This window comes from Yersinia entomophaga (genome assembly GCF_001656035.1).
Lineage (GTDB): Bacteria > Pseudomonadota > Gammaproteobacteria > Enterobacterales > Enterobacteriaceae > Yersinia > Yersinia entomophaga.
The window spans coordinates 2,191,827-2,215,439 of sequence record NZ_CP010029.1 but is presented as its reverse complement, the minus strand read 5'-3'; the positions used below and the strand labels follow the sequence as shown (position 1 = coordinate 2,215,439).

The window sequence follows — 23,613 nt, the reverse complement described above, 5'->3', positions numbered from 1 at the left end:
CGGGCGGCACGATGGCCGCAACAGGGTTTACCTTGTTAACGCCGTCGTCCACCGCCCACCCATTCTGATATTGAGGTTGCCATGACCACTGTTGTTATCCCCGCGCCACGGCCTGACAAAACGGCCGAACCGGTGATTGAAAATACCTTTTTCTGGCCTGCGGTTGACCCGATAAAACTGCGCGAGCTGTTGCGCCTTGAGGGAACCGTCACCGCCGAGCGACTGCGCTTCACCATCAAAGGCGCTATTGCCGAGGTTAACGCTGAACTGTTTGAGTACCGCCGTGACCAGATGACGGCAGGCTTTAAAACACTGGCCGAGGTGCAGGCCGAGCAACTGGACGGCGAAAGCATCCAGTTGGCCGAGTACCAGCGGGCGGTCTGTGCCATTACGGCTGCACTGTTGGCCGAGCGTTATCGCGGCTATGACGCCAGCGCGCGCGGTGATAAACGTGCGGAAGCCATTGAAAGTACGGTTGATGAGTTGTGGCGTGATGCGCGGATTAGTATTCGCAACATTGCCGGTAAGCCTCACAACATTATTGGCCTTATCTGATGCAGGTCAACGCGTTGCAAGGCGACACGCTCGACGCATTGTGCTGGCGCTATTACGGGCGCACACAAGATGTGCTGGAGCAAGTCTATGACGCGAATCCGGGGCTGTCGGAACTGGGGGCCATTCTGCCGCATGGTTATCCGGTGGCGTTGCCCGACATGGCCCCGGCGGCCCAACGTGAAACCGTTCAATTATGGGATTGAAAATGGAGAAATTTAGCTCTGCGGTAGCCTATGTATTGGCGCTGGTACTGGCGTTTATTGGCGCACTGAGTCCGCAAGATATCGCGTTTTATGTGGCGGCGGTGGCCGCTGCGGCGACCTGTTTTATCAACTGGTACTACCGGCGTAAGAGCTATTTCTTGCTAAAAGAGTTGGCTATCAGGCGGGAGGTGTTCGATGAACTCAATCGTTAAGCGCTGTCTGGTCGGGGCGATTCTGGCGCTGGCCGCCACCTTGCCAAATTACCAGACGCTCAACACATCGCCCGCCGGGCTAAAACTGATCGCCGATTATGAGGGCTGCCAGCTCAACGCCTATCAGTGCAGCGCCAACGTCTGGACAAATGGCATCGGTCACACGGCCGGGGTTAAGCCGGGCAGCGTTATCAGTGAGCGACAGGTGGCGGTCAATCTGGTTGCTGACGTGCAGCGGGTCGAACGGGCTGTGGCAGTGTGTATGCCGGTTGCCATGCCGCAACCGGTGTATGACGCCGTGGTGTCGTTCGCCTTTAACGTGGGTACGGGGGCGGCCTGTCGCTCGACGCTGGCCTTTTTTGTCAACAAGGGCGACTGGCGCAGCGCCTGCAATCAGTTGCCGCGCTGGGTCTACGTCAACGGCGTGAAAACCAAAGGGTTAGAGCGTCGACGTACCACCGAGCAAACACACTGCCTGAGCGGGGTATGATATGCGCACATTACTTCTGTTATGGGTTTTGATGATGGGGGTGCTGGCGTGGCACGCCCATAACCTTAAAAAAGAGTTAGACAGCGCCAAACTGGTGATTGGCACTTTATCCACCGGAATTGAGAGCCGGGACAACGCGATCACCCGCCTGCAAGATGAGGCCCGGCAACAGGCAGACAATGAGCGGGCATTACGGCAATCACTGAGCCACGCCAGCACCTTGTCATTATCTCGTGAACAGAGAATTCAAAGGTTACTCAATGAAAATAAAGTCTTGCGTGATTGGTTCGCTACTGCTTTGCCTGCTGGCGTTATCCGGCTGCACCAGCGCCCCGCGTTCGCCAACCCCAACGATTATTTACGTTGGCTGTCCGACGGTGAGCAGTTGCCCGCTGCCGGGCAGCACACCGGCGGTTAACGGTGATTTAAGTGCCGACATTCGCCAATTAGAAACCGCACTGGTGGCCTGCGGGCTGCAAGTGGAAGCTGTTAAACAGTGTCAGGAACAACACCATGTTAAAACCCAAACTGTTACGCCAAGCCTTAACCGACAGTCTGCAACTGTTCCAGACTAACCCGGAGCGGCTGAAAATGTTTGTTGATGGCGGGCGCATTGTCTCAACACTGGCCCCGTCGCTGTCTTTTGAAAATCAATATACGCTGACGCTGTTTATTGAGGATTTCCCCGATGATGTTGATTATCTCTTTGTGCCGATACTGGCATGGTTGCGGGAACATCAACCGGACATCATGGCAACAGAAGAAAAACGCCGCACCGGCTTTATTCATAAGGTTGATGTGATGAGCGATGTGTTAAGTGATATCCGTATCGACTTGCAACTGACTGAGCGGGTGATTGTGAAAGAACTGGACGGCGCATTGCATGTTAACCATGCCCCTGAGCCAGCATTGTCGGGCGTACTTCCTCGTCCAACTGAAATTTATTTCCACGGTGAGCGGATTAAATGAATACGCTGAAACCCTTTGATGATGCACTGGCCGGGCTGATTGCCAGTCTGACACCCAAAGCCCGCAAAGCGCTGGCGGTGACAGTTGCCAAACGCCTGCGGGCCAGCCAGCAGCAACGCATTAAACGCCAGCAAGCGCCTGATGGCTCCCTGTATGCGGCGCGTAAATCTCAACCATTGCGTAAGCCAAAAGGCCGCATTAAACGGGAAATGTTCGCCAAGTTGCGCACCGCCCGCTATATGAAAGCCAACAGTAGCCCTGATGAGGCGGTGGTTGAGTTTGCCGGGCGCGTGGAACGGATGGCGGCAGTGCACCATTTTGGCCTGCGTGACCGTCCGAACGTGCACAGCAAAGATGTGCAGTATGACGAGCGGCCGTTGCTCGGTTTCAGTCAGCAAGATATAGACATTGTGGAAATGGCTGTACTAAGTTACATCGGTAAATAATAGTCTAACAATATGTTATTTCTGCTAATATAATTTAAAATATGGGTGAAAAAGGTAATCCAATGGACACTCTAAAAGAGTCTCTTACATTTTCTCAAAATAACATTAGAGAAATATCGTTTAATAAGAAGTCTATCAAGTCAGTATTAGCCATAGGCATATTCTCATCTATGATTGAGTTAACAAGGTCGATGATCACACTTTTGGAAACTAATAATTTCACCGGCCCATACTCTATTTTTAGAACTTTTCTAGAGTGTTATGTTGATGTTATAAATATTCATAACAATGAAGAATACTTTAAATTGCTTATATTGGAATTTCACGAAAGAGAAGAGAGATTGATGCGGAGTTCCAAAAAAGGCAATAAATACACTAAGTCATTATTGGAAATGGATAGCTTTTGTTTAATTTATAAAAAAAATAAGAACGAAATAAGAAGTCTAAAGAAAATAGTTCAAAGAGTTGATGGCAAAACAACCATAGCTGAAAAGTTCACAATGGCAGGATTGAAAGATGAGTACGACTCAATATATTCAAAACTATGCACTGAAGCACATAGCAGTTTAGAAGCCGTCCTTAATAGGCATTTAGAGTTTGATGAAGATAATAAAGATATGACAGTGTTGCTTTATAATAATAAAAAGGCTGCTGATTTTTATTATTACATAGGGACAATGCCATTATTGCTTCTTAAGGCAGGTGTTCTTACTTGTGAAACACTTAACTCTGGTTCTAGTTCATTATTTTCGGAAAAATATCATGAAGTTGAATTAACGATAAAAAATAATTAAATTTATTTAATAGATATATATTTTTGTGCCATAGACAGCAGAACAACATCTAATTGAAGCGTGTTTATAAAAAAGACATGCTTCATCTATGAACACACAAACCCAACTTACTGAAATTCTGCGCCTGCTGCGCAACCTGATCCGTATTGGTACGGTGGCCGAGGTCGATCTCGACCAAGCCCTGTGCCGTGTGGCGACGGGGGACAATACCACCGGCTGGCTTAACTGGCTGACACTGCGCGCCGGTCAATCGCGATCATGGTGGGCACCGTCTGAGGGGGAGCAGGTGTTGATATTGTCCCTCGGCGGCGAGCTGGATACCGCCTTTGTGCTGCCGGGCATTTTCTCTGATGACTTCCCGCCGCCGTCGGCCTCGGCGGATGGCCTGTATATCGCCTTTCCTGACGGTGCCACGTTGCACTATGAACCTGAGAGCGGCGAGTTGCAGGCTGATGGCATCAAAACGGCGGTTATCAATGCCAGTGAATCGATAAATGCCACTGCCCCCACTATCACCTGTGCTGCCTTGGTCAAAATCCTGCTGGATACACCCGAAGTGGAATGTACCAACAACCTGACCACCGGCACGTTGAACGTGAAGAAAGGCGGCCAGATGAGCGGCAATATTGAACATTCCGGCGGCAAGTTCTCATCCAATGGTGTGGTGGTTGATGACCATGACCACGGCGGCGTCTTGCGTGGTGGGGATTATACGGAGGGAATTAAATGACCACTGCCACCTATCTCGGCATGAACCGCACCGCCGGGCAGACCATTACCGACGCTGACCATATCAGCCAGTCAATAGCAGATATTCTTGTAAGTATCCCAGCTTTAGTTCCACACACTTTTTGAGATTTCCGGTTTCTCAGCCATCAGCCGATATTCTTCCGGCGTCAGATTATTCAGGGATTCATGAGGCCGCTCACTGTTGTATTCATTCAGCCAGCGCTCCGTTATTTCCCGTGCTTCATTCAGTGTTCTGAACAGATAAAAATCCAGTATTTCGGTCCGGTACGTTCGGTTAAACCGTTCGATAAACGCGTTCTGTGTTGGTTTGCCGGGCTTGATAAATTCCAGCATCACGCCATGGTCTTCAGCCCATTGTGCCAGCGCCAGTGATATCAATTCCGGCCCGTTATCCATCCGCATCTTCAGCGGATAGCCACGGTTTGCCGCTATTCTGTCCAGCACCCGCACAATGCGCTGCGCCGGAATATTCAGGTCAATTTCGATAGCCAGAGCCTCGCGGTTAAAATCATCCACGACGTTGAAAGTCCGAAAACGTCGGCCACATGTCAGCGCGTCGTGCATAAAATCAATCGACCAGCTTTGGTTGAGGGCTTCCGGCGTGGCCAGCGGCGCCGGATTACGCACCGGCAGGCGTTGTTTCCCTTTACGACGAAAATTCAGTTTTAGCAGACAGTAAATCCGGTGTATGCGTTTGTGGTTCCAGGCGTATCCCTGCCTGCGAAGCACCTGAAAAAGCTTCTTAAATCCATAGCGGGGATAGCGTTCAGCCGCCTCAGTCAGCCTCTGGATCACCGGTTCATCACGTCGTGTATTCGGTTGATAACGAAACACCGTCCTGCTCAGCGATAACGTCCTGCATGCCTGGCGTATGCTCATCGTAAACTGCGTGGTCAGATAGTTGACGAGCTCACGCTTTATCGCTGGTTTTAAAGCTTTTTTTCGATGACGTCTTTCAGCGCACGGCATTCCAGACTCAGGTCGGCAAACATCTGCTTCAGACGGCGATTCTCGTCTTCTAGATCTTTGATTTTTTTGATATCAGCGGCTTCCATCCCGCCATATTTCGCCTTCCAATTGTAATAGCTGGCTTCGGAAATAGCAGCCTCGCGGCACACATCTTTGACGGTCCTACCCGCTTCGACGGACTTCAGTACGGCGATGATCTGGTGCTCGGTAAATCGGATCTTGCGCATAAGGATCTCCTCAGGTGACATCATCAGTATGTCGGAAGATCTCTAAAAGTGAATGGGCCGTTTAAGCGGGATACTTACATTCTGATTACCCCTGTCGGTTCGCGGGTGATGCGCCGCGCTTATGGTTCGCTGCTATCGGAGCTGATTGACCAGCCGCAAAATCCGGCCTTGAGACTGCAAATTATGGCCGCCAGTTACAGTGCCATTTTGCGCTGGGAGCCGAGGGTCAAGCTGACTGGTATCACCTTTGAAACCACCTTTGACGGAAAAATGGTGGTTGATATCACCGGCACCCGCACCGATAGCGCGGCACCTCTCTCTTTAACCATTCCCGTGAGCTAACCCTATGGCAACCATTGACCTGAGCCTGTTACCCCCGCCGTTTGTGGTGGAAGAACTGGACTATGAAACCCTGCTGGCCGAGCGCAAAGCCACGCTGATATCTCTTTACCCGGAAGAACAGCGCGCCGCCGTGGCCCGCACGTTGTCGCTAGAATCTGAGCCGCTGGTCAAGTTGCTACAGGAAAACGCCTACCGCGAAGTGATATTACGTCAGCGCGTCAATGATGCGGCCCGCGCGGTGATGGTGGCCTATGCCGTCGGTAGCGATTTAGACCAGCTCGGCGCAAATAACAACGTTGAGCGGCTGGTGATTATCCCAGCTGACCCCGCCGCCATTCCACCCATTGAGGCGGTGATGGAATCTGACAGTGATTTCCGGGTGCGTATCCCGCAAGCCTTTGAGGGCTTGAGTGTCGCCGGGCCAACCGGTGCGTATGAATATCACGCCAAAAGTGCTGACGGCCGGGTCGCTGATGCCTCGGCAATCAGTCCGACACCCGCCTGTGTCACGGTCACGGTGTTATCGCGTGAGGGCAACGGCGAAGCCTCAGCCGAACTGCTGGCCGTGGTTGAGGCCGCGTTGAATGATGAGAATACGCGGCCAGTGGCTGACCGGGTGACAGTGCAATCCGCCCACATTGAAGATTATGAGATTGACGCGGTGCTCTATCTGCATCCGGGGCCGGAGGCTGAACCGGTGCGCATTGCGGCAGAGAAGAAACTGACCGCCTTTGTGACCGCACAGCGCCGCCTTGGTCGCGACATTCGTCTGTCGGCGCTCTATGCCGCACTGCATGTTGAGGGTGTCCAGCGGGTGGTAATTAATGCTCCCCTGGCTGATGTGGTGCTGGATAAAACCCAAGCGGCTTGGTGCACCGGCAGCAGCATCACTGTCGGGGGTACGGATGACTGACCGTTTATTGCCTGTTGGTTCGTCGGTGCTGGAAGTGGCCGCCGCGCGCGCCTGCGCCGAGCTAGAGAATACCCCGGTACCCATTCGGCAGCTCTGGAACGCCGACACTTGCCCGTTATCCCTGCTGCCTTATCTGGCGTGGGCGTGGTCGGTTGACCGCTGGGATGATAAATGGCCGGAAACCACCAAGCGCGCGGTGGTGAAGTCCTCGCAGTACGTCCACAAACACAAAGGCACCATTGGCGCAATCCGCCGGGTGGTTGAGCCGCTGGGCTATCTCATCAAAGTGATTGAGTGGTGGAAGACCAACGAGACCCCCGGCACCTTTCGCCTCGATGTTGGTGTATTGGAAACCGGCATTACCGAAGAAATGTATCAAGAGCTTGAGCGGCTGATAGACGACGCCAAGCCATGCAGCCGCCACTTAGTCGGCCTGTCTATCAATCTCGACAGTAGCGGCCCGCTGTATGTCGCCGCAGGTAGTTACAGCGGTGATGAGCTGACCGTATACCCGTATTTACCTGAAACTATAACCGTGACCGGCGAGGGTTACGCCAGTGCCGCAATCCACATTATCGATGACCTGAGAGTGAACCCATGACAGCGAGATTCTTTGCTTTACTGACCAACATCGGCGCGGCCAAGCTGGCGAACGCCACCGCGCTCGGCACCCGCTTAGAAATTACCCAAATGGCGGTCGGGGATGGCGGCGGAACCCTGCCAACCCCTAGCCCGGCACAAACCAAACTGATGAATGAGCAGCGCCGCGCTGCTCTGAATATGTTGACCATTGACCCGATTAACACCAGTCAGATTATTGCTGAACAGGTTATCCCTGAGACTGAGGGCGGATGGTGGATCCGGGAGATTGGCTTGCTGGATAAAGACGGTGATTTGGTTGCCATTGCCAACTGTGCCGAAACCTATAAACCACAACTGCAAGAGGGCAGCGGGCGCACCCAAACCATTCGGATGATTTTAATTGTCAGTAGCGCGGCTGCTGTCACGCTGAAAATCGACCCATCAGTGGTGCTGGCTACACGTAAATATGTCGATGATAAGGTGATTGAAGTTAAGCAGTACGCGGATAACGTACTGGCTGAGCATGAGAAATCCCGTCATCATCCCGATGCGACGTTAAGCGAAAAAGGCTTTGTCGCACTGAGCAATGCCACCGACAGCAACAGTGAAACCGACGCGGCGACGCCGAGAGCGGTTAAGGCCGCCGCTAATGCAGCGGTAACGGCATTAGCCGATCACGTTCGCAGCGCTAACCCTCATGACCAGTACTTGCAGATTGAAAACTCACTATCTGAAATTAAAGCGCTAGGCCCTATCGCTGTTGCGGAGACGCTCAAAAATTTGGATTTAAAAGGTGCGGCAAAGCGTGAGGTAGGAACAGCGGCTACTCAAATCCCGGATATGTCGAGCTTTGCCAGTTCAGCCGCCGCAACCGGCTGGATGAAACGACCGGACGGACTCATTGAGCAATGGGGAGAATCACCCTTTTCCAGATCAAATGACCAGTTTTTTTATGCTGACGCTTTTTTCCCAATAGCGTTCCCTAATAAAGTTTTAAATATGAGCGTGACACTACGTGGCATCACCGATATTTCGATAATAGGAAAAACTCTCGCATCGGATATGTTAGCAGCAACATGGGCAGCGATCCCACTGAGCAAGAAATACGGGGAAAACATCCCTACAGCGCAAAGAGTTATGTGGCGAGTGATTGGCTACTAAGGAGATTTAAATGAATTATTTCTACAGCCCGACGAATAATGCCGCTTATCCAGAGTCGTTAAAAACGGAATATCAAGCTGCGCAAACTTGGCCGGACGATGCGGTTCAAATCACGGACGAGACTTATCAGACATTTTTTGCCTGTGCTTCGCCGGCCGGTAAAACCAGAATAGCCGGAAAGCAAGGCCAGCCGGTTTGGGGGGGTATTCCCGTTTATGTCCCTACCGAGGATGAGTTAGCCGCCCGTGCCCGACATTATCGGGATGCCTTTATTGCTGCCACCGATCCCATGATGGTCAGCGACTATTCTATTGACGATGTACCACTGACGGAAGACCAGCACAGTGAGCTAATTACCACCCGCTTAGCCTTCAAACAGTGGCCGACGCTGGCAGGCTGGCCGTTGATAGAATTACCGGTGATTGGCGAGCCGGATAAATCACGCTGGCTACTGACCGAGGCGGTGAATAATGGCTATGTGGTGCCAGAGTGGCCGCCAGTCACTGCCTGACATTTCTTTTCAGCCTCCGATTCAGGGGGCTTTTGTTGTGCCATCGCCCACACATCCCCCATCTAATGCCTCGCGCTTACTAAGCCGTCACCATACTCTCACCCTTAACCAACGGAGAGTTACCCCATGGGTGATTACCATCACGGCGTCCGCGTTCTCGAAATCAACGAGGGGACGCGTGTCATTTCCACTATTTCCACCGCCATTGTTGGCATGGTCTGCACCAGCGACGATGCTGACGCAACCGCATTCCCCCTCAATACCCCGGTACTGATTACTGATGTGCGCGCCGCTGCCGGTAAAGCCGGTAAAAAAGGCACGCTGGCCGCGTCATTGCTGGCGATTGCTGAACAGTCGCGCCCAGTCACCATTGTGGTGCGAGTGGCTACCGGTAAAGATGAGGCCGAAACCACCTCTAATATCATCGGCGGCGCAGACGAGAACGGCCGCTACACTGGCATGAAAGCGCTGTTAGATGCGCAGTCTGTCACCGGTGTTCGCCCGCGTATTCTTGGTGTGCCGGGGCTGGATAATCAGGAAGTATCCACCGCACTGGGGAGTATCTGCCAGCAGTTGCGCGCCTTTGCCTATATCAGCGCCTACGGTTGCAAAACCCTCTCCGAAGCTATCTTGTACCGTGACAATTTCAGCCAACGCGAGTTGATGTTGATTTGGCCGGACTTCCTGAGCTGGAACACCACCGCCAACAGCACAGATATTGCTTATGCCACCGCCCGCGCCCTCGGTCTGCGCGCCAAGATTGATACCGATACCGGCTGGCATAAAACCCTGTCTAACGTCGGCGTAAATGGCGTGACCGGTATATCTGCCAGCGTCTACTGGGATTTACAGACCGTTGGCACTGACGCTGACTTACTTAACAAAGCCTGTGTAACGACGTTGATCCGTAAAGACGGCTTCAAGTTTTGGGGTTCGCGTACCTGTTCTGATGATCCACTGTTTGCCTTTGAGAACTACACCCGCACCGCGCAGATTCTGGCCGACACCATGGCCGAGGCGCAGTTGTGGGCGATAGACCGCCCGATGCACCCGACGCTGGTCAAAGACATGATTGGCAGCATCAACGCCAAATTCCGCGAAATGAAATCCGCCGGGCTGATTATTGACGGCGCTTGCTGGTATGACGACAGCGCCAACGATAAAGACACCCTGAAAGCGGGCAAGCTGTTTATCGATTACGACTACACCCCAGTGCCACCACTGGAAGATTTAACCCTGCGCCAGCGTATCACCGATAAATATCTGGTGAACTTTGCCGCAGCCGTCAACAGCTAAGGAAAACTGACTTATGGCACTGCCACGTAAGCTGAAATTGATGAACCTGTTTAACGATGGCCGGGATTACATGGGGATCGTGTCCGCCATCACCCTGCCGAAACTCACTCGCAAGCTGGAGAACTACCGGGGCGGTGGGATGAATGGCGTTGCGCCGATTGATTTGGGTCTGGATGACGATGCGCTATCCATGGAGTGGTCGATGGGCGGCCTCGACGAGCTGGTGTTGCAGCAATGGGGAACGCCTAAAGTTGACGGGGTTCCGCTGCGCTTTGCGGGCGCTTATCAGCGTGACGATACCGGCGAAGTGACAGCGGTAGAAGTTGAGATCCGTGGCCGTCATAAAGAGATTGATGGCGGCGAATCCAAGCAAGGGGAAGACACCGAAACCAAGGTATCGACCCAGTGCACCTACTACAAGCTGACCATTGACGGCAAGGTGGTAATGGAAATTGACGTGGTTAACCTGATTGAAATGGTTAACGGCGTAGACCTGCTGGAAGCGCAACGCAAGGCCATTGGCCGCTAACCCCTGACGGCCAGTGTTAACCCGCTGGCCCCTTACTGACTGAATTGGAAAAACCATGAAAAAACTCACTGTTAAAACTGAAACCACCGCCGAGGTTAACGAGAATGTGGTGGTACTGGAAACCCCGCTAAAGCGTGGCGATACCCTGATTACTGAAATCGAAGTTTACCGCCCCAATGCCGGGGCGCTGCGCGGGGTGCGGCTTTCGGATGTCGCTCATTCTGATGTGGATGCGCTGATTGTGGTGCTACCCCGTATCACCACACCGACACTGACCACCGCAGAATGCAGCCGCTTAGAATTGCCGGATTTAGTGGCACTGGCGGGCAAGGTGATTGGTTTTTTGTCGCCGAAACAGGGGGCGTAACGCTCGACCCGAAACTGGAAGTTGACGACCTGATGGCGGATATTGCCGCCATTTTTCACTGGCCGCCGTCAGAGCTTTGGGCCTTGAGCCTCACCGAGCTGGTGCGCTGGCGTCATAAAGCCTTACTACGCAGTGGAGCCGTAAATAATGAGTAAGAACTTACAGTTACAGGTATTGCTCAAAGCAGTAGACCAAGCCACCCGCCCGTTTAAAGCCATTCAAACCGCCAGTAAATCCCTCACTGGGGATATTCGCAACACACAAAGCAGCATCAAATCCCTTGATGCGCAGGCGGCGAAGATTGACGGTTTCCGCAAGGCCAGCGCCCAACTGGCCGTCACCGGGCAGGCGCTGAAAAAAGCCAAAGAAGATGCGGCGGCCCTGGCTATCGCCTTTAAAAACACCGAGAAACCCACCGCTCAACAAGCCCGACTGATGGAGGGAGCCAAGCGCGCGGCGGCTGAACTGCAAACCAAATACAACGGGCTGCGCCAGTCAGTGCAGCGCCAGCGCGATGCGCTTAACGCCGACGGGATAGCGACCAAAAACCTGAGCAGTGAACAGCGCCGGTTACGCAGTAGCGCCGCCGAGGCGACTGTTGCCCTGAGTCGCCAGCGCCAAGAACTGCAACGCCTGAGCCTGAAACAGGAACAACTCAACCGTATCAGCAATCGTTACCAGAAAGGCAAAGCCGCCACCAGTGCCGTGCGTAATACCAGTGCGGCGAGTCTTGGCGTAGCAACTGCCGGGCTGTACGGCGCAGCGAAACTGGTTGCGCCGGGTATGGAGTTTGACAGCCAGATGTCGGGCACTCAGGCGATTTTAGGGCTGGATAAAAATGACGCCAAGCTGGCCGCCATTCGTCAACAGGCGCGAGATATCGGCGGATCCACCGCCTTTTCCCCGACTGACGTAGCGCGAACCCAAGACACGCTGGCACGTTCTGGCTATGACGCTAACGCCATTCTGGCCGCCACTGAGCCGACAGTTAACCTGTCGCTGGCGTCCGGTGTGGATATTGCTGAGGCAGCGGATATTGTCACCAACATGCAATCGGCGTTTAACCTGCCGCTAGACCAGATTAAACGCGTGTCGGACGTGATGGCGAAAGGCTTTACCAGCTCAAACACCAACCTGTTAGAACTGGGTGAGGCCATGAAATATGTGGCCCCTATTGCTGAGGCTGCCGGGGCCAGCATTGAAGACACCACCGCGTTACTCGGTGTACTGGCTGATAACGGTATCAAGGGCAGCATGGCGGGCACCAGTACCAGTGCGGTGTTTAGCCGGTTGCAAGCGCCTGTCGGGCAAGCACCGGCCGCACTGAAAGAACTGGGTATTACAACCCGCGACGGCAAAGGCAATATGTTGCCGGTGGCGAAAATCCTTAAAGACATCAACAACTCATTTAAAAAGAACAAGCTAGGCACCGCACAGCAAGCCGAATACCTGAAAGTGATATTCGGTGAAGAGGCGATGAAAGGCGCGGTGAAACTGGTGGCTGCTGCCGGTAACGGCAAGCTGGCGGAGAAACAAGGTAAGCTGATGCAGGCCGGTGGCACCGCGCAATCAATTGCCACGGTCAGAATGGATAACCTTGACGGCGATTTGAAAAACCTGAGTTCGGCATGGGAAGACTTAGAGATTGAAGTCTTTGAGAAGCAAGACTCCGCGCTGCGCAAACTGACCCTAACTGCAACCGACTGGCTGATTAATGTGGCTGCATGGGCCAGGAAAAACCCTGAGCTGGTCGGCACCATTACCAAAGTCACCGGCGCGGCATTAGCACTGGTCGCCGGGCTGGGTGCGCTGGGATTGATTGCGTGGCCGGTGATGGCCGGGTTTAACCTGCTGTTGGCCGGAGCCGGTTTATTGAGTACCGGTTTTTCACTGATGGCAGGAACCATTGCCGCCGCGCTCACGGCGCTGACATGGCCGATAGTGGCAGTGGTCGCGGCCATTGTGGCCGGTGGCCTGCTTATCCGTAAATACTGGGAGCCTATCAGCGCCTTTATTGCTGGCGTGGCCGAGGGCTTTATCGCTGCTATGGGGCCAATCAGTGCCGCCTTTGAGCCGCTTAAACCGGTATTCAACTGGTTTAGTGACAAGGTGAAACAGCTTTCGAACTGGTTCGCTGACCTGATTAAACCGGTAAAAGCCACACAGGAAACCTTGGACAGGGCCACCAATGCGGGCAAGTTATTCGGCGAGGGTCTGGCGGCGGCGCTCAGTCTGCCCATGAATGCGCTAAACACCCTGCGCAGTGGCATTGACTGGGTGCTGGAAAAACTCGGCATCATTGATACCAAGTCAGACGGACTGGCCGATAAGGTACCGAAAGATAACCCTTACTCGGGCGGGTACTCACCCAGTGGCGGTGTGTTGTACGGCGGTTATCAGCCGGTCACCGCCAATACTGGCACCACTATCATTGATAGCAGTGTCACCACCAATGATATCAAGATGACTATCCCGCCGGGCATGAGCAGACAGGATGCGGAGCGAATGATGACCGATGCGCTTGCCAAGAACGAACGCGATAAGCGCGCCCGTCAGCGCGGCCAGATGGAGAATGATTAATCATGATGTTATCACTGGGGTTATTTGTTTTTATGCGCCAGACCACGCCTTACCAAAGCATGGGGCGCGATATTGAGTACCGTTGGCCGACTAACAGCCGGGTGGGCTTGCGCCCGTCCGCGCAATTTCTTGGCGTAGACAGTGAGAAAATTAAGCTGTCCGGTGTATTACTGCCGGAACTGACCGGTGGTCGCCTGTCATTGCTGGCCCTTGAGTCGATGGCTGACCAAGGCAAGGCGTGGCCGCTGGTTGAGGGTAGCGGCATGATTTACGGCATGTTTGTCATCGAGAGTCTGAGCCAGACCGGCACGCTATTATTTGAAGACGGTAGCGCCCGGCGCATTGAGTTCACCCTCAATCTGTTGCGGGTTGACGAGTCATTAACGGCCATGTTCGGCGACATGAAACAACAGGCTGACGAGTTGCTGGGTAAAGCGACAGCAATGACCGGTAAAGCACAGGCAGCTATCGGAGGATTATTCTCATGATGACCGGCATGTCTCTACCGGCCGGGGCGGATATGGCCCCGGACTTTATGCTGACGATTAACGCGAAAGATATCACACAGAATATTCGCCCTCGGCTGTTGTCCCTGAGCCTGACCGATAACCGGGGCTTTGAAGCTGACCAGCTTGACGTTGAACTGGACGACGCTGACGGCCAGCTTGCCATGCCGGAACGCGGCGCAGCGTTGTCGGTGTTCTTGGGCTGGAAAGGGTCGGCGCTGATTGGTAAAGGTGACTTTACCGTGGATGAGGTCGAGCACCATGGCGCACCAGACACACTGACTATTCGTGCCCGCAGTGCCGATTTTCGGAGTTCGCTCAATGCGCGGCGGGAAGTCTCTTATCATGAGACAACGCTGGGTAAAGTCGTGGCGCAGGTGGCGGAGCGCAACAACCTGAAAGCGATGCTGGCCGAGGGGCTGGCGGATATCGCTATCTCTCATATCGACCAGACACAAGAAACTGACGCCAAGTTTATCACCCGGTTAGCCTCGCTTAATGGTGCAGTGGCCGCCGTTAAAGCCGGGCGATTGTTGTTTATCAAGCCGGGCAGCGGTGTCACTGCCAGTGGTAAACCCATTCCGCAAATGACGATCACCCGACAAGATGGCGACCAACACAGTTTTAGTATTGCTGACCGGGGCGCGTATACCGGTGTAAGTGCCAGTTGGTTGCACACCAAAGACCCCAAACCGGCCAAGCCGAAAAAGGTTAAGTTAAAGCGCAAGCCGAAGTTTAAACAGCTCCGCGCACTGGAACACCCGAAAGCCAAGCCGACCCGCACCAAAGCGGCTAAAGAGAAAAAGCCGGTAGAGGAAAAACAAGGGGATTATCTGGCGGGGGCTGAGGATAATGTCTTTGTTATCACGACGGTTTACGCCACGCAAAAAGCCGCCATGCGCGCTGCCCAGTCTAAATGGGAGAAGTTACAGCGCGGAGTTGCTGAGTTCTCTATCACTTTAGCCATGGGGCGCGCTGATTTATTTCCTGAAACACCAGTCGCGGTCAACGGCTTTAAATCGGTGATAGACCAACAGAGCTGGATAATCAGCAAGGTATCGCACAGCCTGAGCAACAGCGGCTACACCACCCAATTGTCTCTCGAAGTGTTGTTGTCGGATGTCACTTATGAGGCGGAGTGAGTTCACAATAAGTGGTTTTGTGATTATTTTATTCACTTAAAGCTAATTTTTGAGCGTTTCTAGTGTTATCATACTTGCATAAGCAGAGAGATGAGGGGATACGAGCATGATGCATTGCCCGCTTTGTAAGACCGCTGCACATGCTCGGTCTAGCCGTTACCTGAGTGAGAAGACGAAGGAACGTTATCACCAGTGTCAGAATATAAATTGCAGTTGTACTTTCGCCACGCACGAAACGGTTGACAGAATAATTGTGTCACCGGGGGAAACAAAACCAGCGCCACCACATCCAAGTAGAAATAATCAAGGGGTGTTGTGGATGTAAAAGAAGCCTGCGAAAGCAGGTTTTTTTTCGCCCCAATTAACCGATCACCAAAATATCTATCGCCATTTTATCGCCATTGCCTTTTTAGCCAACAAAAAAGCCAACTCGAAAGTTGGCTTAATGTACTGATTTAACAGCTAAAATTTGGTGGCCCCTACTGGACTTGAACCAGTGACCAAGCGATTATGAGTCGCGTGCTCTAACCAACTGAGCTAAGGGGCCATATGTGGCGGCGATTATACGGTAGTTTTTAGCCATAGGTCTACAGTTAGCGAGCTATGTGCGTGTTTTATGTGCAAATCTAGATGGTTGTATTTGTTGATAGAATGAGTGATGGTTTATACATTCATTCAGGGGTGCCTATGATTACAGATATTCTGCGGCCACGGTTGAAAGTGGTATTTTGCGGTATTAATCCGGGGCTGAGCAGCGCCAATCGCGGTTTTCACTTTGCCAATAGGAGCAATCGCTTTTGGAAAGTTATCCATTTGGCCGGGTTCACTAAACGCCAGTTGGCTCCTGAGGATGAATTAGAACTACTGGATACCGACTGTGGCATTACCGCATTGGTAGAACGGCCCACGGTAGCGGCAGCGGAGTTATCTGCGGCAGAATTGCGTCAGGGCGCGCAGGAACTGATTGATAAAATAACCCTATACCAACCTCGGATTCTGGCTGTTTTAGGCAAGCAGGCCTTTAGCAGTGCTTTTGGCGTACGTAAAATGCAGTGGGGGCGTCAGGAGCTAAAGATCGGTAATACTGAGGTTTGGGTATTGCCTAATCCCAGCGGATTGAATCGTGCGACGCTGGACGAGCTAGTAGCTGCCTATCGTCAGGTTTATCTTCGGCTGAACGAAAAAGCCGATGAAAGTTGATGCAGAATAGATAATAGATAAAGAAAAACCCCGGTTAACCGGGGTTTTTTGACTCAAGTGCGCTGACGATTAATCGTCAAGGAAGCTACGCAGAACTTCTGAACGGCTTGGGTGGCGCAGTTTACGCAGCGCTTTGGCTTCGATCTGACGAATACGTTCACGGGTTACGTCGAACTGCTTACCAACTTCTTCCAAAGTATGATCAGTGTTCATATCGATACCAAAACGCATACGCAGAACTTTCGCTTCACGAGCGGTCAAGCCAGCCAACACGTCGTGAGTTGCGGAACGCAGGCTCTCTGAGGTAGCAGAATCCAGCGGCAGCTCCAGCGTAGTATCTTCGATGAAATCGCCCAGATGTGAATCTTCATCATCACCAATTGGCGTTTCCATTGAGATCGGCTCTTTCGCGATCTTCAGCACTTTGCGGATCTTGTCTTCCGGCATCAGCATACGTTCTGCTAATTCTTCCGGGGTAGGTTCACGACCCATTTCCTGCAACATCTGACGGGAGATACGGTTGAGTTTGTTAATTGTCTCAATCATATGCACCGGAATGCGGATGGTGCGCGCCTGGTCTGCGATGGAACGGGTAATTGCCTGACGAATCCACCAAGTGGCATAAGTCGAGAACTTATAACCACGACGGTATTCAAACTTATCTACCGCTTTCATCAAGCCGATGTTGCCTTCCTGAATTAAATCAAGGAATTGCAGGCCGCGATTGGTGTATTTTTTAGCGATAGAAATAACCAGACGCAAGTTCGCCTCGACCATTTCTTTCTTCGCACGACGAGCTTTCGCTTCGCCGATAGACATACGACGGTTGATATCTTTCACTTGCTCGATGGTCAGACCGGTTTCTTCTTCGATCTGACGCAGTTTTTGCAGGCTACGTTGGACATCTTCCGCTACGTCTTTCAGTTTTTCAGACCATGGTTTACCCATCGCGACAGCCGCAGCAAACCAGGTATCGCTGGTTTCGTTGCTGGCAAACAGCGTGACGAAGTTTTTCTTCGGCATTTTGCACTGCTCAACGCACAGCTTCATGATGATACGTTCTTGAGTACGAACGCGATCCATCATGGTGCGCATGTTGTTGACCAGATAGTCAAACTGCTTAGGCACTAGGCGGAACTGTTTGAAAACTTCAGAAAGTTTCAGAATTTCAGCGGCAGCGCTGGCATGGCTACGGCCATTTTTCTTGATTTCTTTCCGTGCGTTTTCGTATTGTTCGCGCAGGTCGCTGAATTTTTGACGCGCCAGTTCCGGATCGATGCTGTTATCGTCTTCGCTGTCGTCGTCTTCGTCTTCATCTTCGTCGTCATCATCGTCCATCTCTTCGGCGGACAATTCTGAACCTACGTGGGTTGCGGTTGGCGCAATATCTTCTTCGGCATTCGGGTCAACAAAGCCGGTGATCAGGTCGGACAGGCGGGCTTCGCCAGCTTCAACGCGATCGTATTGCTCTAACAGATAAGTAATAGCTTCAGGATATTCTGCAACAGAACATTGCACCTGATTGATACCGTCTTCGATACGCTTGGCAATATCAATCTCGCCTTCACGGGTCAGAAGCTCAACGGTACCCATTTCACGCATATACATGCGGACCGGATCGGTCGTACGACCAATTTCGGATTCGACACTGGACAACACCTGTGCAGCAGCTTCAGCCGCATCATCGTCGGTATCATTGGTGTTTTCGGCCAGCATTAAATCATCGGCATCAGGTGCTTCTTCCAGCACCTGTATACCCATGTCATTAATCATCTGGATGATGTCTTCGATCTGATCGGAATCGACGATATCTTCCGGCAGATGGTCATTGACCTCAGCATAGGTCAGATAGCCTTGCTCCTTACCACGGGTGACAAGTAGCTTCAGCTGTGACTGCGGGTTTTGCTCCATAAGACGGTATCCACACTTCAGAGTATTTGGGTTGGTGTCGGTCGGCGAAACCGCCAACAATAGCATTTGGGGCTTTTTTTTTCGCCGCTGCCCGCTATGGCGGCATATTGCAGGGATTCGCCCCCGCATTTATCGGCAATTAAGCCGTTGGGTAGTTCATTTCTTCTTGGCTAACGCAAGATTCAAAGACCAAAGCTCTTTACGTTCTTCGGCGTTTAATCCATGTGTTCGATCGCGGGCAATCAATGTTTCCTGACGCTGTTCCAAAATTGAGTCATACAGACTCGCCAGCGTATCGACAAAGGTCGGCTCGACCATCTCCTCAGCAATCATGTGGTTCCAAGTTGCCAAGGTTTCAAGCTGTTGACTGAATTTATTATCACGATACTGTTCCAGCAATTGGCCTGTCGTCAGCCCCGGCTGAGCCAAACAGGTATTTACCAGCTCAATAAATAGCGGTAATCCAGCCAGTTTCGCCTGCTCAACTCCCTGTAGTGAGGGAATAAGTGTAGCCAGTTGCGGGTTTTGTACCAGTAGCCCTATAAGTATACGCATGGTTGTGCGTTTTAGCTGGGGCGGTTGGTAGGTATTCGTGTTTTCAGCCTGTTTAGGCATCAGCTTATCTAGCTGACTATCATCCAGGATGCCTAATTTGTTACCTAACTGCTGGCGCAGATAAAGCCGCAGCGTTTCTCCCGGCACCTGGCTGATTAAAGGCAGCGCCAAGGTACTTAATTTGGCTCGCCCATCGGGGCTGCTCAAATCGACCTGCGGCATGAGAGTTTCGAACAAGAAGGTTGATAGCGGCTGCGCCTGCTCCATCCTTTGTTCGAACGCCTCTTTACCTTCTTTACGCACCAGCGTATCGGGATCTTCTCCGTCAGGTAAAAACATAAAACGTAGCTGACGGCCATCGTTCAAATAGGGCAGAGCGGTTTCCAATGCCCGCCAGGCGGCATCTCGGCCAGCCCGGTCGCCGTCATAACAGCAAATAACCTGATCGGTGGCGCGGAACAGCAGCTGAATATGTTCAGCCGTCGTTGAGGTTCCAAGTGAGGCAACGGCATAATCAATGCCAAATTGCGCTAACGCCACCACATCCATATACCCCTCCACCACGAGTAAACGCGTTGGATTGGGATGAATAACCTGTGCTTCATACAAGCCGTATAACTGGCGACCCTTATGAAAAATTTCTGTTTCCGGTGAGTTGAGGTATTTGGGAACACCGTCCCCCAGAATACGACCACCAAAAGCGATTACTCGCCCGCGCTTATCGCGAATTGGGAACATAACGCGTTCACGGAAACGGTCGTAAGTTCGCCCTGTATCATTAGTCACCAGCATACCGGCATCGTTCAGTGCGGTACGACTTTCGGCATCACGACCAAAGCGTTTTAAGGCATTGTCCCAACCTGCGGGAGCAAAACCAATGGCGAAATGGTGGATAATATCTTCACTCAAACCGCGGTGTTCGAGATAACCACGTGCCTGTTTAGCTGATGGGCTATTGAGTGACTGCTGATAGAAAGCGCTAAGCTGATCCATCAATTGATAAAGACTTTGTCGTTGATGACGTTCGATCTGCGTGCTGCCGGTTCCTGCCTCGTAAGGCACTTCCAGCCCGTGCATGGTAGCTAATTCTTCGATACTTTCGACAAACTCCAGTCGATCGTAATTCATCAAAAAATCTACCGCGTTGCCGTGGGCACCACAGCCAAAACAGTGATAAAACTGCTTTTCGCCATTAACGGTGAATGAGGGTGTTTTCTCATGATGGAACGGACAACACGCGTGATAATTTTTGCCTTGCTTCTTCAGCTTTACCCGGGCATCGATAAGATCGACGATGTCGGTTCTAGCCAGCAAGTCATTGATAAATACCCGCGGAATTCGTCCAGCCATAAGCCCCTATTCGCTAGTCCATAAACGAGAATAAGCCGCGCATTCCTTTCGGAAAGCACGGCCTTCGTTGCAACTACTCGGTCTGCGCGTTCTTAGAAACTAACAAATCACGCTGCGGGGTTGCCCCCGAAGAATTAATACAGACGAGTGCGGCGTGCGTTTTCGCGAGCCAATTTCTTCGCGTGACGTTTTACAGCAGAAGCTTTAGCGCGTTTACGTTCGGTAGTCGGTTTTTCATAGAACTCACGACGACGAACTTCAGCTAAAACACCTGCTTTTTCGCAGGAACGTTTGAAACGACGAAGAGCTACGTCGAATGGCTCGTTTTCACGTACTTTAATTACCGGCATGTGCCTCTCACCTCAATAGAAATCGGTTTCTGCTGGCCAAGTGCCAGCCTTCTCAAAATGGTGCGGAATTTTACTTCAATGGATGCTGCGTTGTAAAGCACCACAGCAAATTGAAACAGGCACGCCCCTGTATGACCGACCACTGTTTTATTATCAGAAGTGCGGCGGGCGCTGATTATATACTAAACAGCGGTTCGGGTCGAACGAATCAACAATTTTTTCAATTATAGTGAGACTCAACAACATTCTGGCGACCTTCCGCAGAGAAATCAGGCCATTGCATAGGGAAATGATGTTTTCTGAAAAACTAAATAAACAGTCAATAGCAGAAACCATGACTGTCCTCACGGTTGTGGTAAACTGTCCGCCGCACGTGAATGATGGGAAATGTAATGCGAGTCTTGGGTATAGAAACATCCTGCGATGAAACCGGAATTGCAGTTTATGACGATGAAACCGGTCTGTTAGCCAACCAATTATACAGTCAGGTCAAATTACACGCAGATTACGGCGGCGTAGTTCCTGAACTGGCCTCGCGCGATCACGTGCGAAAAACCGTACCGCTGATTCAGGCTGCTTTAAAAGAAGCCAATCTGAAACCGGAAGATATCGACGGCGTAGCCTATACCGCCGGGCCGGGTTTGGTCGGTGCTTTGCTGGTTGGTGCCACCATTGGCCGCGCGTTGGCTTTTGCCTGGAATGTGCCTGCGGTGCCGGTTCATCATATGGAAGGCCACCTGTTGGCGCCTATGCTGGAAGAAAACGCGCCAGAGTTTCCGTTTGTCGCTTTGCTGGTTTCCGGCGGTCATACGCAATTAATCAGCGTGACCGGCATTGGCGAATACCAACTGCTTGGTGAATCCGTTGATGATGCGGCTGGTGAAGCTTTCGATAAAACCGCAAAGCTGTTAGGTCTGGATTATCCCGGCGGGCCGATGCTGTCACGTATGGCTCAACAAGGGGATGCTTCCCGCTTCACGTTCCCTCGGCCAATGACTGACCGTCCGGGGCTAGATTTTAGCTTTTCCGGCCTGAAAACCTTTGCCGCCAATACCATTCGCGCCAACGGTAATGACGATCAGACTCGCGCCGATATTGCTCGCGCCTTTGAAGATGCGGTCGTGGATACATTAGCAATCAAATGTAGACGGGCGCTGGATCAAACCGGCTTCAAACGTTTAGTTATCGCCGGTGGGGTGAGCGCCAACACCACATTGCGTCGTAAATTAGCCGAAATGATGCAAAAACGCGGCGGCGAAGTGTTCTACGCTCGTCCTGAATTTTGCACAGATAATGGCGCGATGATCGCTTATGCGGGCATGATTAGGCTGAAAACTGGTGTGAATAGCGAGTTGACGGTGTCGGTTAGGCCACGTTGGCCGTTGGCTGAACTTCCGAAAGTCTAGGCAGGGCTGCGGCTGCGTTGCCGCAGTCATTCAAAATGTTCATGGATTTTAGCCCACTCACTCCGCTTTTTTAATCCTCAGCGCTTGCCTCGCTCTCGCTCTGTCATCAGAACTGAGTTACGGGAGCGGACGAGCGCTAAATCAGTCTTCCAACTCCTGTTCTTCTGCTTCTTCGGCAGCGGTTTTCTGTCTTTTCTTCTTCAACTTGTCCCAAATTTTACTTTCCTGACCGCGCCATAAACGCTGAATATTATCGTGGTGACGCATCAGAATCAGGCAGGAAAGCATAGCGACCGGGAAGGTAAACTGTGGTTTAAACCACCAGACATAAAACGGGGCTATCAGGGCGCTGACAATCGCACCTAATGAGGAGTAACCGCTCAACAGTACTGTTAGCAGCCAGGTTCCTGTCATTAAACCCGTGAGATCCCAGCCGATAGGTGCGATAGCACCAAAAGCCGTCGCTACGCCCTTGCCACCGCGAAAATTAAAGAATACCGGATAGATATGGCCCAGACAGGCGGCGATAGCGGTAATGCCAAGGTAAAGAGGGGAAACATGCAGAAGATAAGCGATCCATACCGGCAGCATACCTTTTATCACATCAAACACTAATACTGCCGCCGCTGCCGTGCGGCCGCCGATGCGTAATACGTTGGTCGCTCCGGGATTCCCTGAACCGTTTTCACGCGGATCGGGTAATTTAGCGATTCGACACACCAGAATCGCGCTGGAAATTGAGCCACACAAATACGCGAAGAGAATCATACCAAGCGCGATAGCACTCATAACGCCGCCCCGTTTAATAATGGTCGTTTTAATCGCAACATCAGTGGATAATACGCATATTCGGCTGGAAGTGATATCCGGTAGGCACAAAAACAGAGAATGACGTGATGGACATCGTATTTATTGAAGAACTCAGCGTGATTACCACCATCGGTGTTTATGACTGGGAACAGACTATTAAACAGAAGTTAGTGTTCGATATCGAAATGGGATGGAATAACCGCAAAGCGGCCGCCAGTGACGATGTCAGCGATTGTTTAAGCTATGCTGATATCAGCGATGCCATCTTGAAACACGTCGAAGGCCAGCGTTTTGCATTGGTTGAGCGAGTGGCAGAAGAAGTTGCCGAAATATTATTGCAGCGTTTTGCTTCTCCCTGGGTGAGAATCAAGGTCAGCAAACCTGGCGCAGTAGCGGAAGCTCGCAACGTCGGCGTAATAATTGAACGCGGTGAGCGAACCTGCTGATTTTTCTGGCGACAAAGTGCCATAAAAATGAAACCATCCAT

31 protein-coding genes, 1 tRNA gene and 1 pseudogene are annotated in these 23,613 nt (G+C 52.0%); 27 read left to right on the top strand and 6 right to left on the bottom strand.

The genetic code is table 11. The annotated features are described in order from the left end of the window. Window positions 1-81: 81 nt before the first annotated feature. The 11 genes and pseudogenes from PL78_RS10125 to PL78_RS20530 form a co-directional block, all read left to right on the top strand. Window positions 82-555, top strand: a complete 474-nt coding sequence (locus PL78_RS10125) for a head completion/stabilization protein (protein ID WP_064515230.1) — start codon at window positions 82-84, stop codon at window positions 553-555. Beyond that, window positions 555-758 (top strand): tail protein X, encoded by a 204-nt coding sequence (locus PL78_RS10120; RefSeq protein WP_050088535.1) that lies wholly within the window; start codon window positions 555-557, stop codon window positions 756-758. Before PL78_RS10125 ends, PL78_RS10120 begins: the two co-directional genes overlap by 1 nt. Before the next feature lie 2 nt (window positions 759-760). Continuing rightward, window positions 761-970, top strand: a complete 210-nt coding sequence (locus tag PL78_RS10115) for an HP1 family phage holin (protein ID WP_004875931.1) — start codon at window positions 761-763, stop codon at window positions 968-970. After that, on the top strand, window positions 954-1,460 hold the full coding sequence (locus PL78_RS10110; RefSeq protein ID WP_064515228.1) for a lysozyme: 507 nt from the start codon (window positions 954-956) through the stop codon (window positions 1,458-1,460). The genes PL78_RS10115 and PL78_RS10110 overlap by 17 nt, the downstream gene beginning before the upstream one ends. Window position 1,461: 1 nt before the next feature. Next, window positions 1,462-1,878, top strand: a complete 417-nt coding sequence (gene lysB / locus PL78_RS10105; protein ID WP_064515227.1) for an Rz-like lysis system protein LysB — start codon at window positions 1,462-1,464, stop codon at window positions 1,876-1,878. Further along, window positions 1,763-2,035, top strand: coding sequence for an Rz1-like lysis system protein LysC (gene lysC, locus PL78_RS20795; RefSeq protein WP_235601036.1), 273 nt, complete (start codon window positions 1,763-1,765; stop codon window positions 2,033-2,035). Before lysB ends, lysC begins: the two co-directional genes overlap by 116 nt. After that, window positions 1,974-2,429, top strand: coding sequence for a phage tail protein (locus tag PL78_RS10100; RefSeq protein WP_064515225.1), 456 nt, complete (start codon window positions 1,974-1,976; stop codon window positions 2,427-2,429). Before lysC ends, PL78_RS10100 begins: the two co-directional genes overlap by 62 nt. Then, window positions 2,426-2,875, top strand: a complete 450-nt coding sequence (locus PL78_RS10095) for a phage virion morphogenesis protein (protein ID WP_064515223.1) — start codon at window positions 2,426-2,428, stop codon at window positions 2,873-2,875. The genes PL78_RS10100 and PL78_RS10095 overlap by 4 nt, the downstream gene beginning before the upstream one ends. A gap of 62 nt (window positions 2,876-2,937) precedes the next feature. After that, complete coding sequence (locus PL78_RS10090) at window positions 2,938-3,669, top strand: DUF5677 domain-containing protein (protein WP_064515222.1); 732 nt, start codon at window positions 2,938-2,940, stop codon at window positions 3,667-3,669. Between the two features lie 88 nt (window positions 3,670-3,757). Continuing rightward, window positions 3,758-4,399: a phage baseplate assembly protein V gene (locus PL78_RS10085; protein ID WP_064515220.1), complete on the top strand. Its 642-nt coding sequence runs from the start codon at window positions 3,758-3,760 to the stop codon at window positions 4,397-4,399. Further along, window positions 4,396-4,488, top strand: a pseudogene (locus tag PL78_RS20530) (GPW/gp25 family protein); the annotation flags it as partial. The gene PL78_RS10085 and the pseudogene PL78_RS20530, both read left to right, overlap by 4 nt. A gap of 15 nt (window positions 4,489-4,503) precedes the next feature. Here PL78_RS20530 and PL78_RS10080 read toward each other — a convergent pair. Next, window positions 4,504-5,615, bottom strand: a protein-coding gene (locus PL78_RS10080; protein ID WP_145933944.1) for an IS3 family transposase whose coding sequence is annotated in 2 segments (ribosomal slippage) — window positions 4,504-5,354 and window positions 5,354-5,615 — 1,113 coding nt in all. Because the reading frame shifts where the segments join, the coding sequence is not laid out codon by codon here. A 48-nt stretch (window positions 5,616-5,663) separates the two neighbouring features. Between PL78_RS10080 and PL78_RS10070 the strand changes: the two genes are divergently transcribed. The 13 genes from PL78_RS10070 to PL78_RS19615 all read left to right on the top strand — a co-directional run bounded on the left by PL78_RS10070 (window position 5,664) and on the right by PL78_RS19615 (window position 15,869). Continuing rightward, on the top strand, window positions 5,664-5,957 hold the full coding sequence (locus PL78_RS10070) for a GPW/gp25 family protein (protein ID WP_064515218.1): 294 nt from the start codon (window positions 5,664-5,666) through the stop codon (window positions 5,955-5,957). Between the two features lie 4 nt (window positions 5,958-5,961). Continuing rightward, window positions 5,962-6,870, top strand: a complete 909-nt coding sequence (locus tag PL78_RS10065; protein ID WP_064515216.1) for a baseplate assembly protein — start codon at window positions 5,962-5,964, stop codon at window positions 6,868-6,870. Beyond that, complete coding sequence (locus PL78_RS10060) at window positions 6,863-7,471, top strand: phage tail protein I (protein WP_064515214.1); 609 nt, start codon at window positions 6,863-6,865, stop codon at window positions 7,469-7,471. The genes PL78_RS10065 and PL78_RS10060 overlap by 8 nt, the downstream gene beginning before the upstream one ends. Beyond that, on the top strand, window positions 7,468-8,613 hold the full coding sequence (locus PL78_RS20790) for a phage tail protein (RefSeq protein WP_235600966.1): 1,146 nt from the start codon (window positions 7,468-7,470) through the stop codon (window positions 8,611-8,613). The genes PL78_RS10060 and PL78_RS20790 overlap by 4 nt, the downstream gene beginning before the upstream one ends. A 10-nt stretch (window positions 8,614-8,623) precedes the next feature. Further along, window positions 8,624-9,124: a hypothetical protein gene (locus PL78_RS10050; RefSeq protein ID WP_064515212.1), complete on the top strand. Its 501-nt coding sequence runs from the start codon at window positions 8,624-8,626 to the stop codon at window positions 9,122-9,124. Between the two features lie 126 nt (window positions 9,125-9,250). Further along, a complete protein-coding gene (locus PL78_RS10045; protein WP_064515210.1) occupies window positions 9,251-10,420 on the top strand; it encodes a phage tail sheath protein in 1,170 nt (389 codons plus the stop codon). 13 nt (window positions 10,421-10,433) lie between these two features. Then, window positions 10,434-10,949 carry a phage major tail tube protein gene (locus tag PL78_RS10040; protein WP_050941465.1) on the top strand — a complete coding sequence of 172 codons (516 nt, stop codon included), beginning with the start codon at window positions 10,434-10,436 and terminating at the stop codon, window positions 10,947-10,949. A gap of 55 nt (window positions 10,950-11,004) precedes the next feature. Next, complete coding sequence (locus tag PL78_RS10035; protein ID WP_064515208.1) at window positions 11,005-11,316, top strand: phage tail assembly protein; 312 nt, start codon at window positions 11,005-11,007, stop codon at window positions 11,314-11,316. Window positions 11,317-11,348: 32 nt separating this feature from the next. Further along, complete coding sequence (locus PL78_RS10030; protein ID WP_014609033.1) at window positions 11,349-11,471, top strand: GpE family phage tail protein; 123 nt, start codon at window positions 11,349-11,351, stop codon at window positions 11,469-11,471. Next, on the top strand, window positions 11,464-13,896 hold the full coding sequence (locus tag PL78_RS10025) for a phage tail tape measure protein (protein WP_064515207.1): 2,433 nt from the start codon (window positions 11,464-11,466) through the stop codon (window positions 13,894-13,896). Before PL78_RS10030 ends, PL78_RS10025 begins: the two co-directional genes overlap by 8 nt. A gap of 2 nt (window positions 13,897-13,898) precedes the next feature. Further along, window positions 13,899-14,384 carry a phage tail protein gene (locus PL78_RS10020; protein ID WP_064515205.1) on the top strand — a complete coding sequence of 162 codons (486 nt, stop codon included), beginning with the start codon at window positions 13,899-13,901 and terminating at the stop codon, window positions 14,382-14,384. Further along, entirely contained in the window at window positions 14,381-15,544 is a 1,164-nt protein-coding gene (locus PL78_RS10015) for a phage late control D family protein (RefSeq protein WP_064515203.1), read from the top strand. Before PL78_RS10020 ends, PL78_RS10015 begins: the two co-directional genes overlap by 4 nt. A 106-nt stretch (window positions 15,545-15,650) precedes the next feature. Next, window positions 15,651-15,869: a DNA-binding transcriptional regulator gene (locus PL78_RS19615; RefSeq protein WP_071925580.1), complete on the top strand. Its 219-nt coding sequence runs from the start codon at window positions 15,651-15,653 to the stop codon at window positions 15,867-15,869. 145 nt (window positions 15,870-16,014) lie between these two features. Here the strand turns inward: PL78_RS19615 and PL78_RS10010 are convergent. Further along, window positions 16,015-16,091: transfer RNA gene (locus PL78_RS10010), tRNA-Ile, on the bottom strand. 140 nt (window positions 16,092-16,231) lie between these two features. Here PL78_RS10010 and mug point away from each other — a divergent pair. Next, the gene (gene mug, locus PL78_RS10005) at window positions 16,232-16,744 is read left to right on the top strand and encodes a G/U mismatch-specific DNA glycosylase (RefSeq protein ID WP_064515201.1); all 513 of its coding nucleotides are present in this window, start codon (window positions 16,232-16,234) and stop codon (window positions 16,742-16,744) included. A gap of 69 nt (window positions 16,745-16,813) precedes the next feature. Here mug and rpoD read toward each other — a convergent pair whose 3' ends face one another. From rpoD to rpsU, 3 genes are all read right to left on the bottom strand, one after another. Next, window positions 16,814-18,655, bottom strand: a complete 1,842-nt coding sequence (gene rpoD, locus PL78_RS10000; RefSeq protein ID WP_064515199.1) for an RNA polymerase sigma factor RpoD — start codon at window positions 18,653-18,655, stop codon at window positions 16,814-16,816. A 156-nt stretch (window positions 18,656-18,811) separates the two neighbouring features. Continuing rightward, the gene (dnaG, locus tag PL78_RS09995) at window positions 18,812-20,560 is read right to left on the bottom strand and encodes a DNA primase (RefSeq protein ID WP_049597799.1); all 1,749 of its coding nucleotides are present in this window, start codon (window positions 20,558-20,560) and stop codon (window positions 18,812-18,814) included. Between the two features lie 134 nt (window positions 20,561-20,694). Further along, a complete protein-coding gene (gene rpsU / locus PL78_RS09990; protein ID WP_001144069.1) occupies window positions 20,695-20,910 on the bottom strand; it encodes a 30S ribosomal protein S21 in 216 nt (71 codons plus the stop codon). Window positions 20,911-21,302: 392 nt separating this feature from the next. On the opposite strand from rpsU, the gene tsaD reads away from it, so the two are divergent. Next, complete coding sequence (gene tsaD / locus PL78_RS09985) at window positions 21,303-22,316, top strand: tRNA (adenosine(37)-N6)-threonylcarbamoyltransferase complex transferase subunit TsaD (RefSeq protein WP_064515197.1); 1,014 nt, start codon at window positions 21,303-21,305, stop codon at window positions 22,314-22,316. Window positions 22,317-22,457: 141 nt separating this feature from the next. Here the strand turns inward: tsaD and plsY are convergent, their stop codons facing one another. Continuing rightward, window positions 22,458-23,105, bottom strand: a complete 648-nt coding sequence (gene plsY, locus PL78_RS09980; RefSeq protein WP_064515195.1) for a glycerol-3-phosphate 1-O-acyltransferase PlsY — start codon at window positions 23,103-23,105, stop codon at window positions 22,458-22,460. Window positions 23,106-23,212: 107 nt separating this feature from the next. Here plsY and folB point away from each other — a divergent pair, with 107 nt between their 5' ends. Continuing rightward, window positions 23,213-23,572, top strand: a complete 360-nt coding sequence (gene folB, locus PL78_RS09975; protein ID WP_064515192.1) for a bifunctional dihydroneopterin aldolase/7,8-dihydroneopterin epimerase — start codon at window positions 23,213-23,215, stop codon at window positions 23,570-23,572. Window positions 23,573-23,613 lie beyond the last annotated feature (41 nt).

Excerpts from the sequence above, each read along its gene's own strand:
- PL78_RS10125 (WP_064515230.1), top strand. The coding sequence starts at position 82 with ATGACCACTGTTGTTATCCCCGCGCCACGGCCTGACAAAACGGCCGAA.
- PL78_RS10120 (WP_050088535.1), top strand. The coding sequence starts at position 555 with ATGCAGGTCAACGCGTTGCAAGGCGACACGCTCGACGCATTGTGCTGG.
- PL78_RS10115 (WP_004875931.1), top strand. The coding sequence starts at position 761 with ATGGAGAAATTTAGCTCTGCGGTAGCCTATGTATTGGCGCTGGTACTG.
- PL78_RS10110 (WP_064515228.1), top strand. The coding sequence starts at position 954 with ATGAACTCAATCGTTAAGCGCTGTCTGGTCGGGGCGATTCTGGCGCTG.
- lysB (WP_064515227.1), top strand. The coding sequence starts at position 1,462 with ATGCGCACATTACTTCTGTTATGGGTTTTGATGATGGGGGTGCTGGCG.
- PL78_RS10100 (WP_064515225.1), top strand. The coding sequence starts at position 1,974 with ATGTTAAAACCCAAACTGTTACGCCAAGCCTTAACCGACAGTCTGCAA.
- PL78_RS10095 (WP_064515223.1), top strand. The coding sequence starts at position 2,426 with ATGAATACGCTGAAACCCTTTGATGATGCACTGGCCGGGCTGATTGCC.
- PL78_RS10090 (WP_064515222.1), top strand. The coding sequence starts at position 2,938 with ATGGACACTCTAAAAGAGTCTCTTACATTTTCTCAAAATAACATTAGA.
- PL78_RS10085 (WP_064515220.1), top strand. The coding sequence starts at position 3,758 with ATGAACACACAAACCCAACTTACTGAAATTCTGCGCCTGCTGCGCAAC.
- PL78_RS10065 (WP_064515216.1), top strand. The coding sequence starts at position 5,962 with ATGGCAACCATTGACCTGAGCCTGTTACCCCCGCCGTTTGTGGTGGAA.
- PL78_RS10060 (WP_064515214.1), top strand. The coding sequence starts at position 6,863 with ATGACTGACCGTTTATTGCCTGTTGGTTCGTCGGTGCTGGAAGTGGCC.
- PL78_RS20790 (WP_235600966.1), top strand. The coding sequence starts at position 7,468 with ATGACAGCGAGATTCTTTGCTTTACTGACCAACATCGGCGCGGCCAAG.
- PL78_RS10050 (WP_064515212.1), top strand. The coding sequence starts at position 8,624 with ATGAATTATTTCTACAGCCCGACGAATAATGCCGCTTATCCAGAGTCG.
- PL78_RS10045 (WP_064515210.1), top strand. The coding sequence starts at position 9,251 with ATGGGTGATTACCATCACGGCGTCCGCGTTCTCGAAATCAACGAGGGG.
- PL78_RS10040 (WP_050941465.1), top strand. The coding sequence starts at position 10,434 with ATGGCACTGCCACGTAAGCTGAAATTGATGAACCTGTTTAACGATGGC.
- PL78_RS10035 (WP_064515208.1), top strand. The coding sequence starts at position 11,005 with ATGAAAAAACTCACTGTTAAAACTGAAACCACCGCCGAGGTTAACGAG.
- PL78_RS10030 (WP_014609033.1), top strand. The coding sequence starts at position 11,349 with ATGGCGGATATTGCCGCCATTTTTCACTGGCCGCCGTCAGAGCTTTGG.
- PL78_RS10025 (WP_064515207.1), top strand. The coding sequence starts at position 11,464 with ATGAGTAAGAACTTACAGTTACAGGTATTGCTCAAAGCAGTAGACCAA.
- PL78_RS10020 (WP_064515205.1), top strand. The coding sequence starts at position 13,899 with ATGATGTTATCACTGGGGTTATTTGTTTTTATGCGCCAGACCACGCCT.
- PL78_RS10015 (WP_064515203.1), top strand. The coding sequence starts at position 14,381 with ATGATGACCGGCATGTCTCTACCGGCCGGGGCGGATATGGCCCCGGAC.
- PL78_RS19615 (WP_071925580.1), top strand. The coding sequence starts at position 15,651 with ATGATGCATTGCCCGCTTTGTAAGACCGCTGCACATGCTCGGTCTAGC.
- mug (WP_064515201.1), top strand. The coding sequence starts at position 16,232 with ATGATTACAGATATTCTGCGGCCACGGTTGAAAGTGGTATTTTGCGGT.
- rpoD (WP_064515199.1), bottom strand. The coding sequence starts at position 18,655 with ATGGAGCAAAACCCGCAGTCACAGCTGAAGCTACTTGTCACCCGTGGT.
- dnaG (WP_049597799.1), bottom strand. The coding sequence starts at position 20,560 with ATGGCTGGACGAATTCCGCGGGTATTTATCAATGACTTGCTGGCTAGA.
- rpsU (WP_001144069.1), bottom strand. The coding sequence starts at position 20,910 with ATGCCGGTAATTAAAGTACGTGAAAACGAGCCATTCGACGTAGCTCTT.
- tsaD (WP_064515197.1), top strand. The coding sequence starts at position 21,303 with ATGCGAGTCTTGGGTATAGAAACATCCTGCGATGAAACCGGAATTGCA.
- plsY (WP_064515195.1), bottom strand. The coding sequence starts at position 23,105 with ATGAGTGCTATCGCGCTTGGTATGATTCTCTTCGCGTATTTGTGTGGC.
- folB (WP_064515192.1), top strand. The coding sequence starts at position 23,213 with ATGGACATCGTATTTATTGAAGAACTCAGCGTGATTACCACCATCGGT.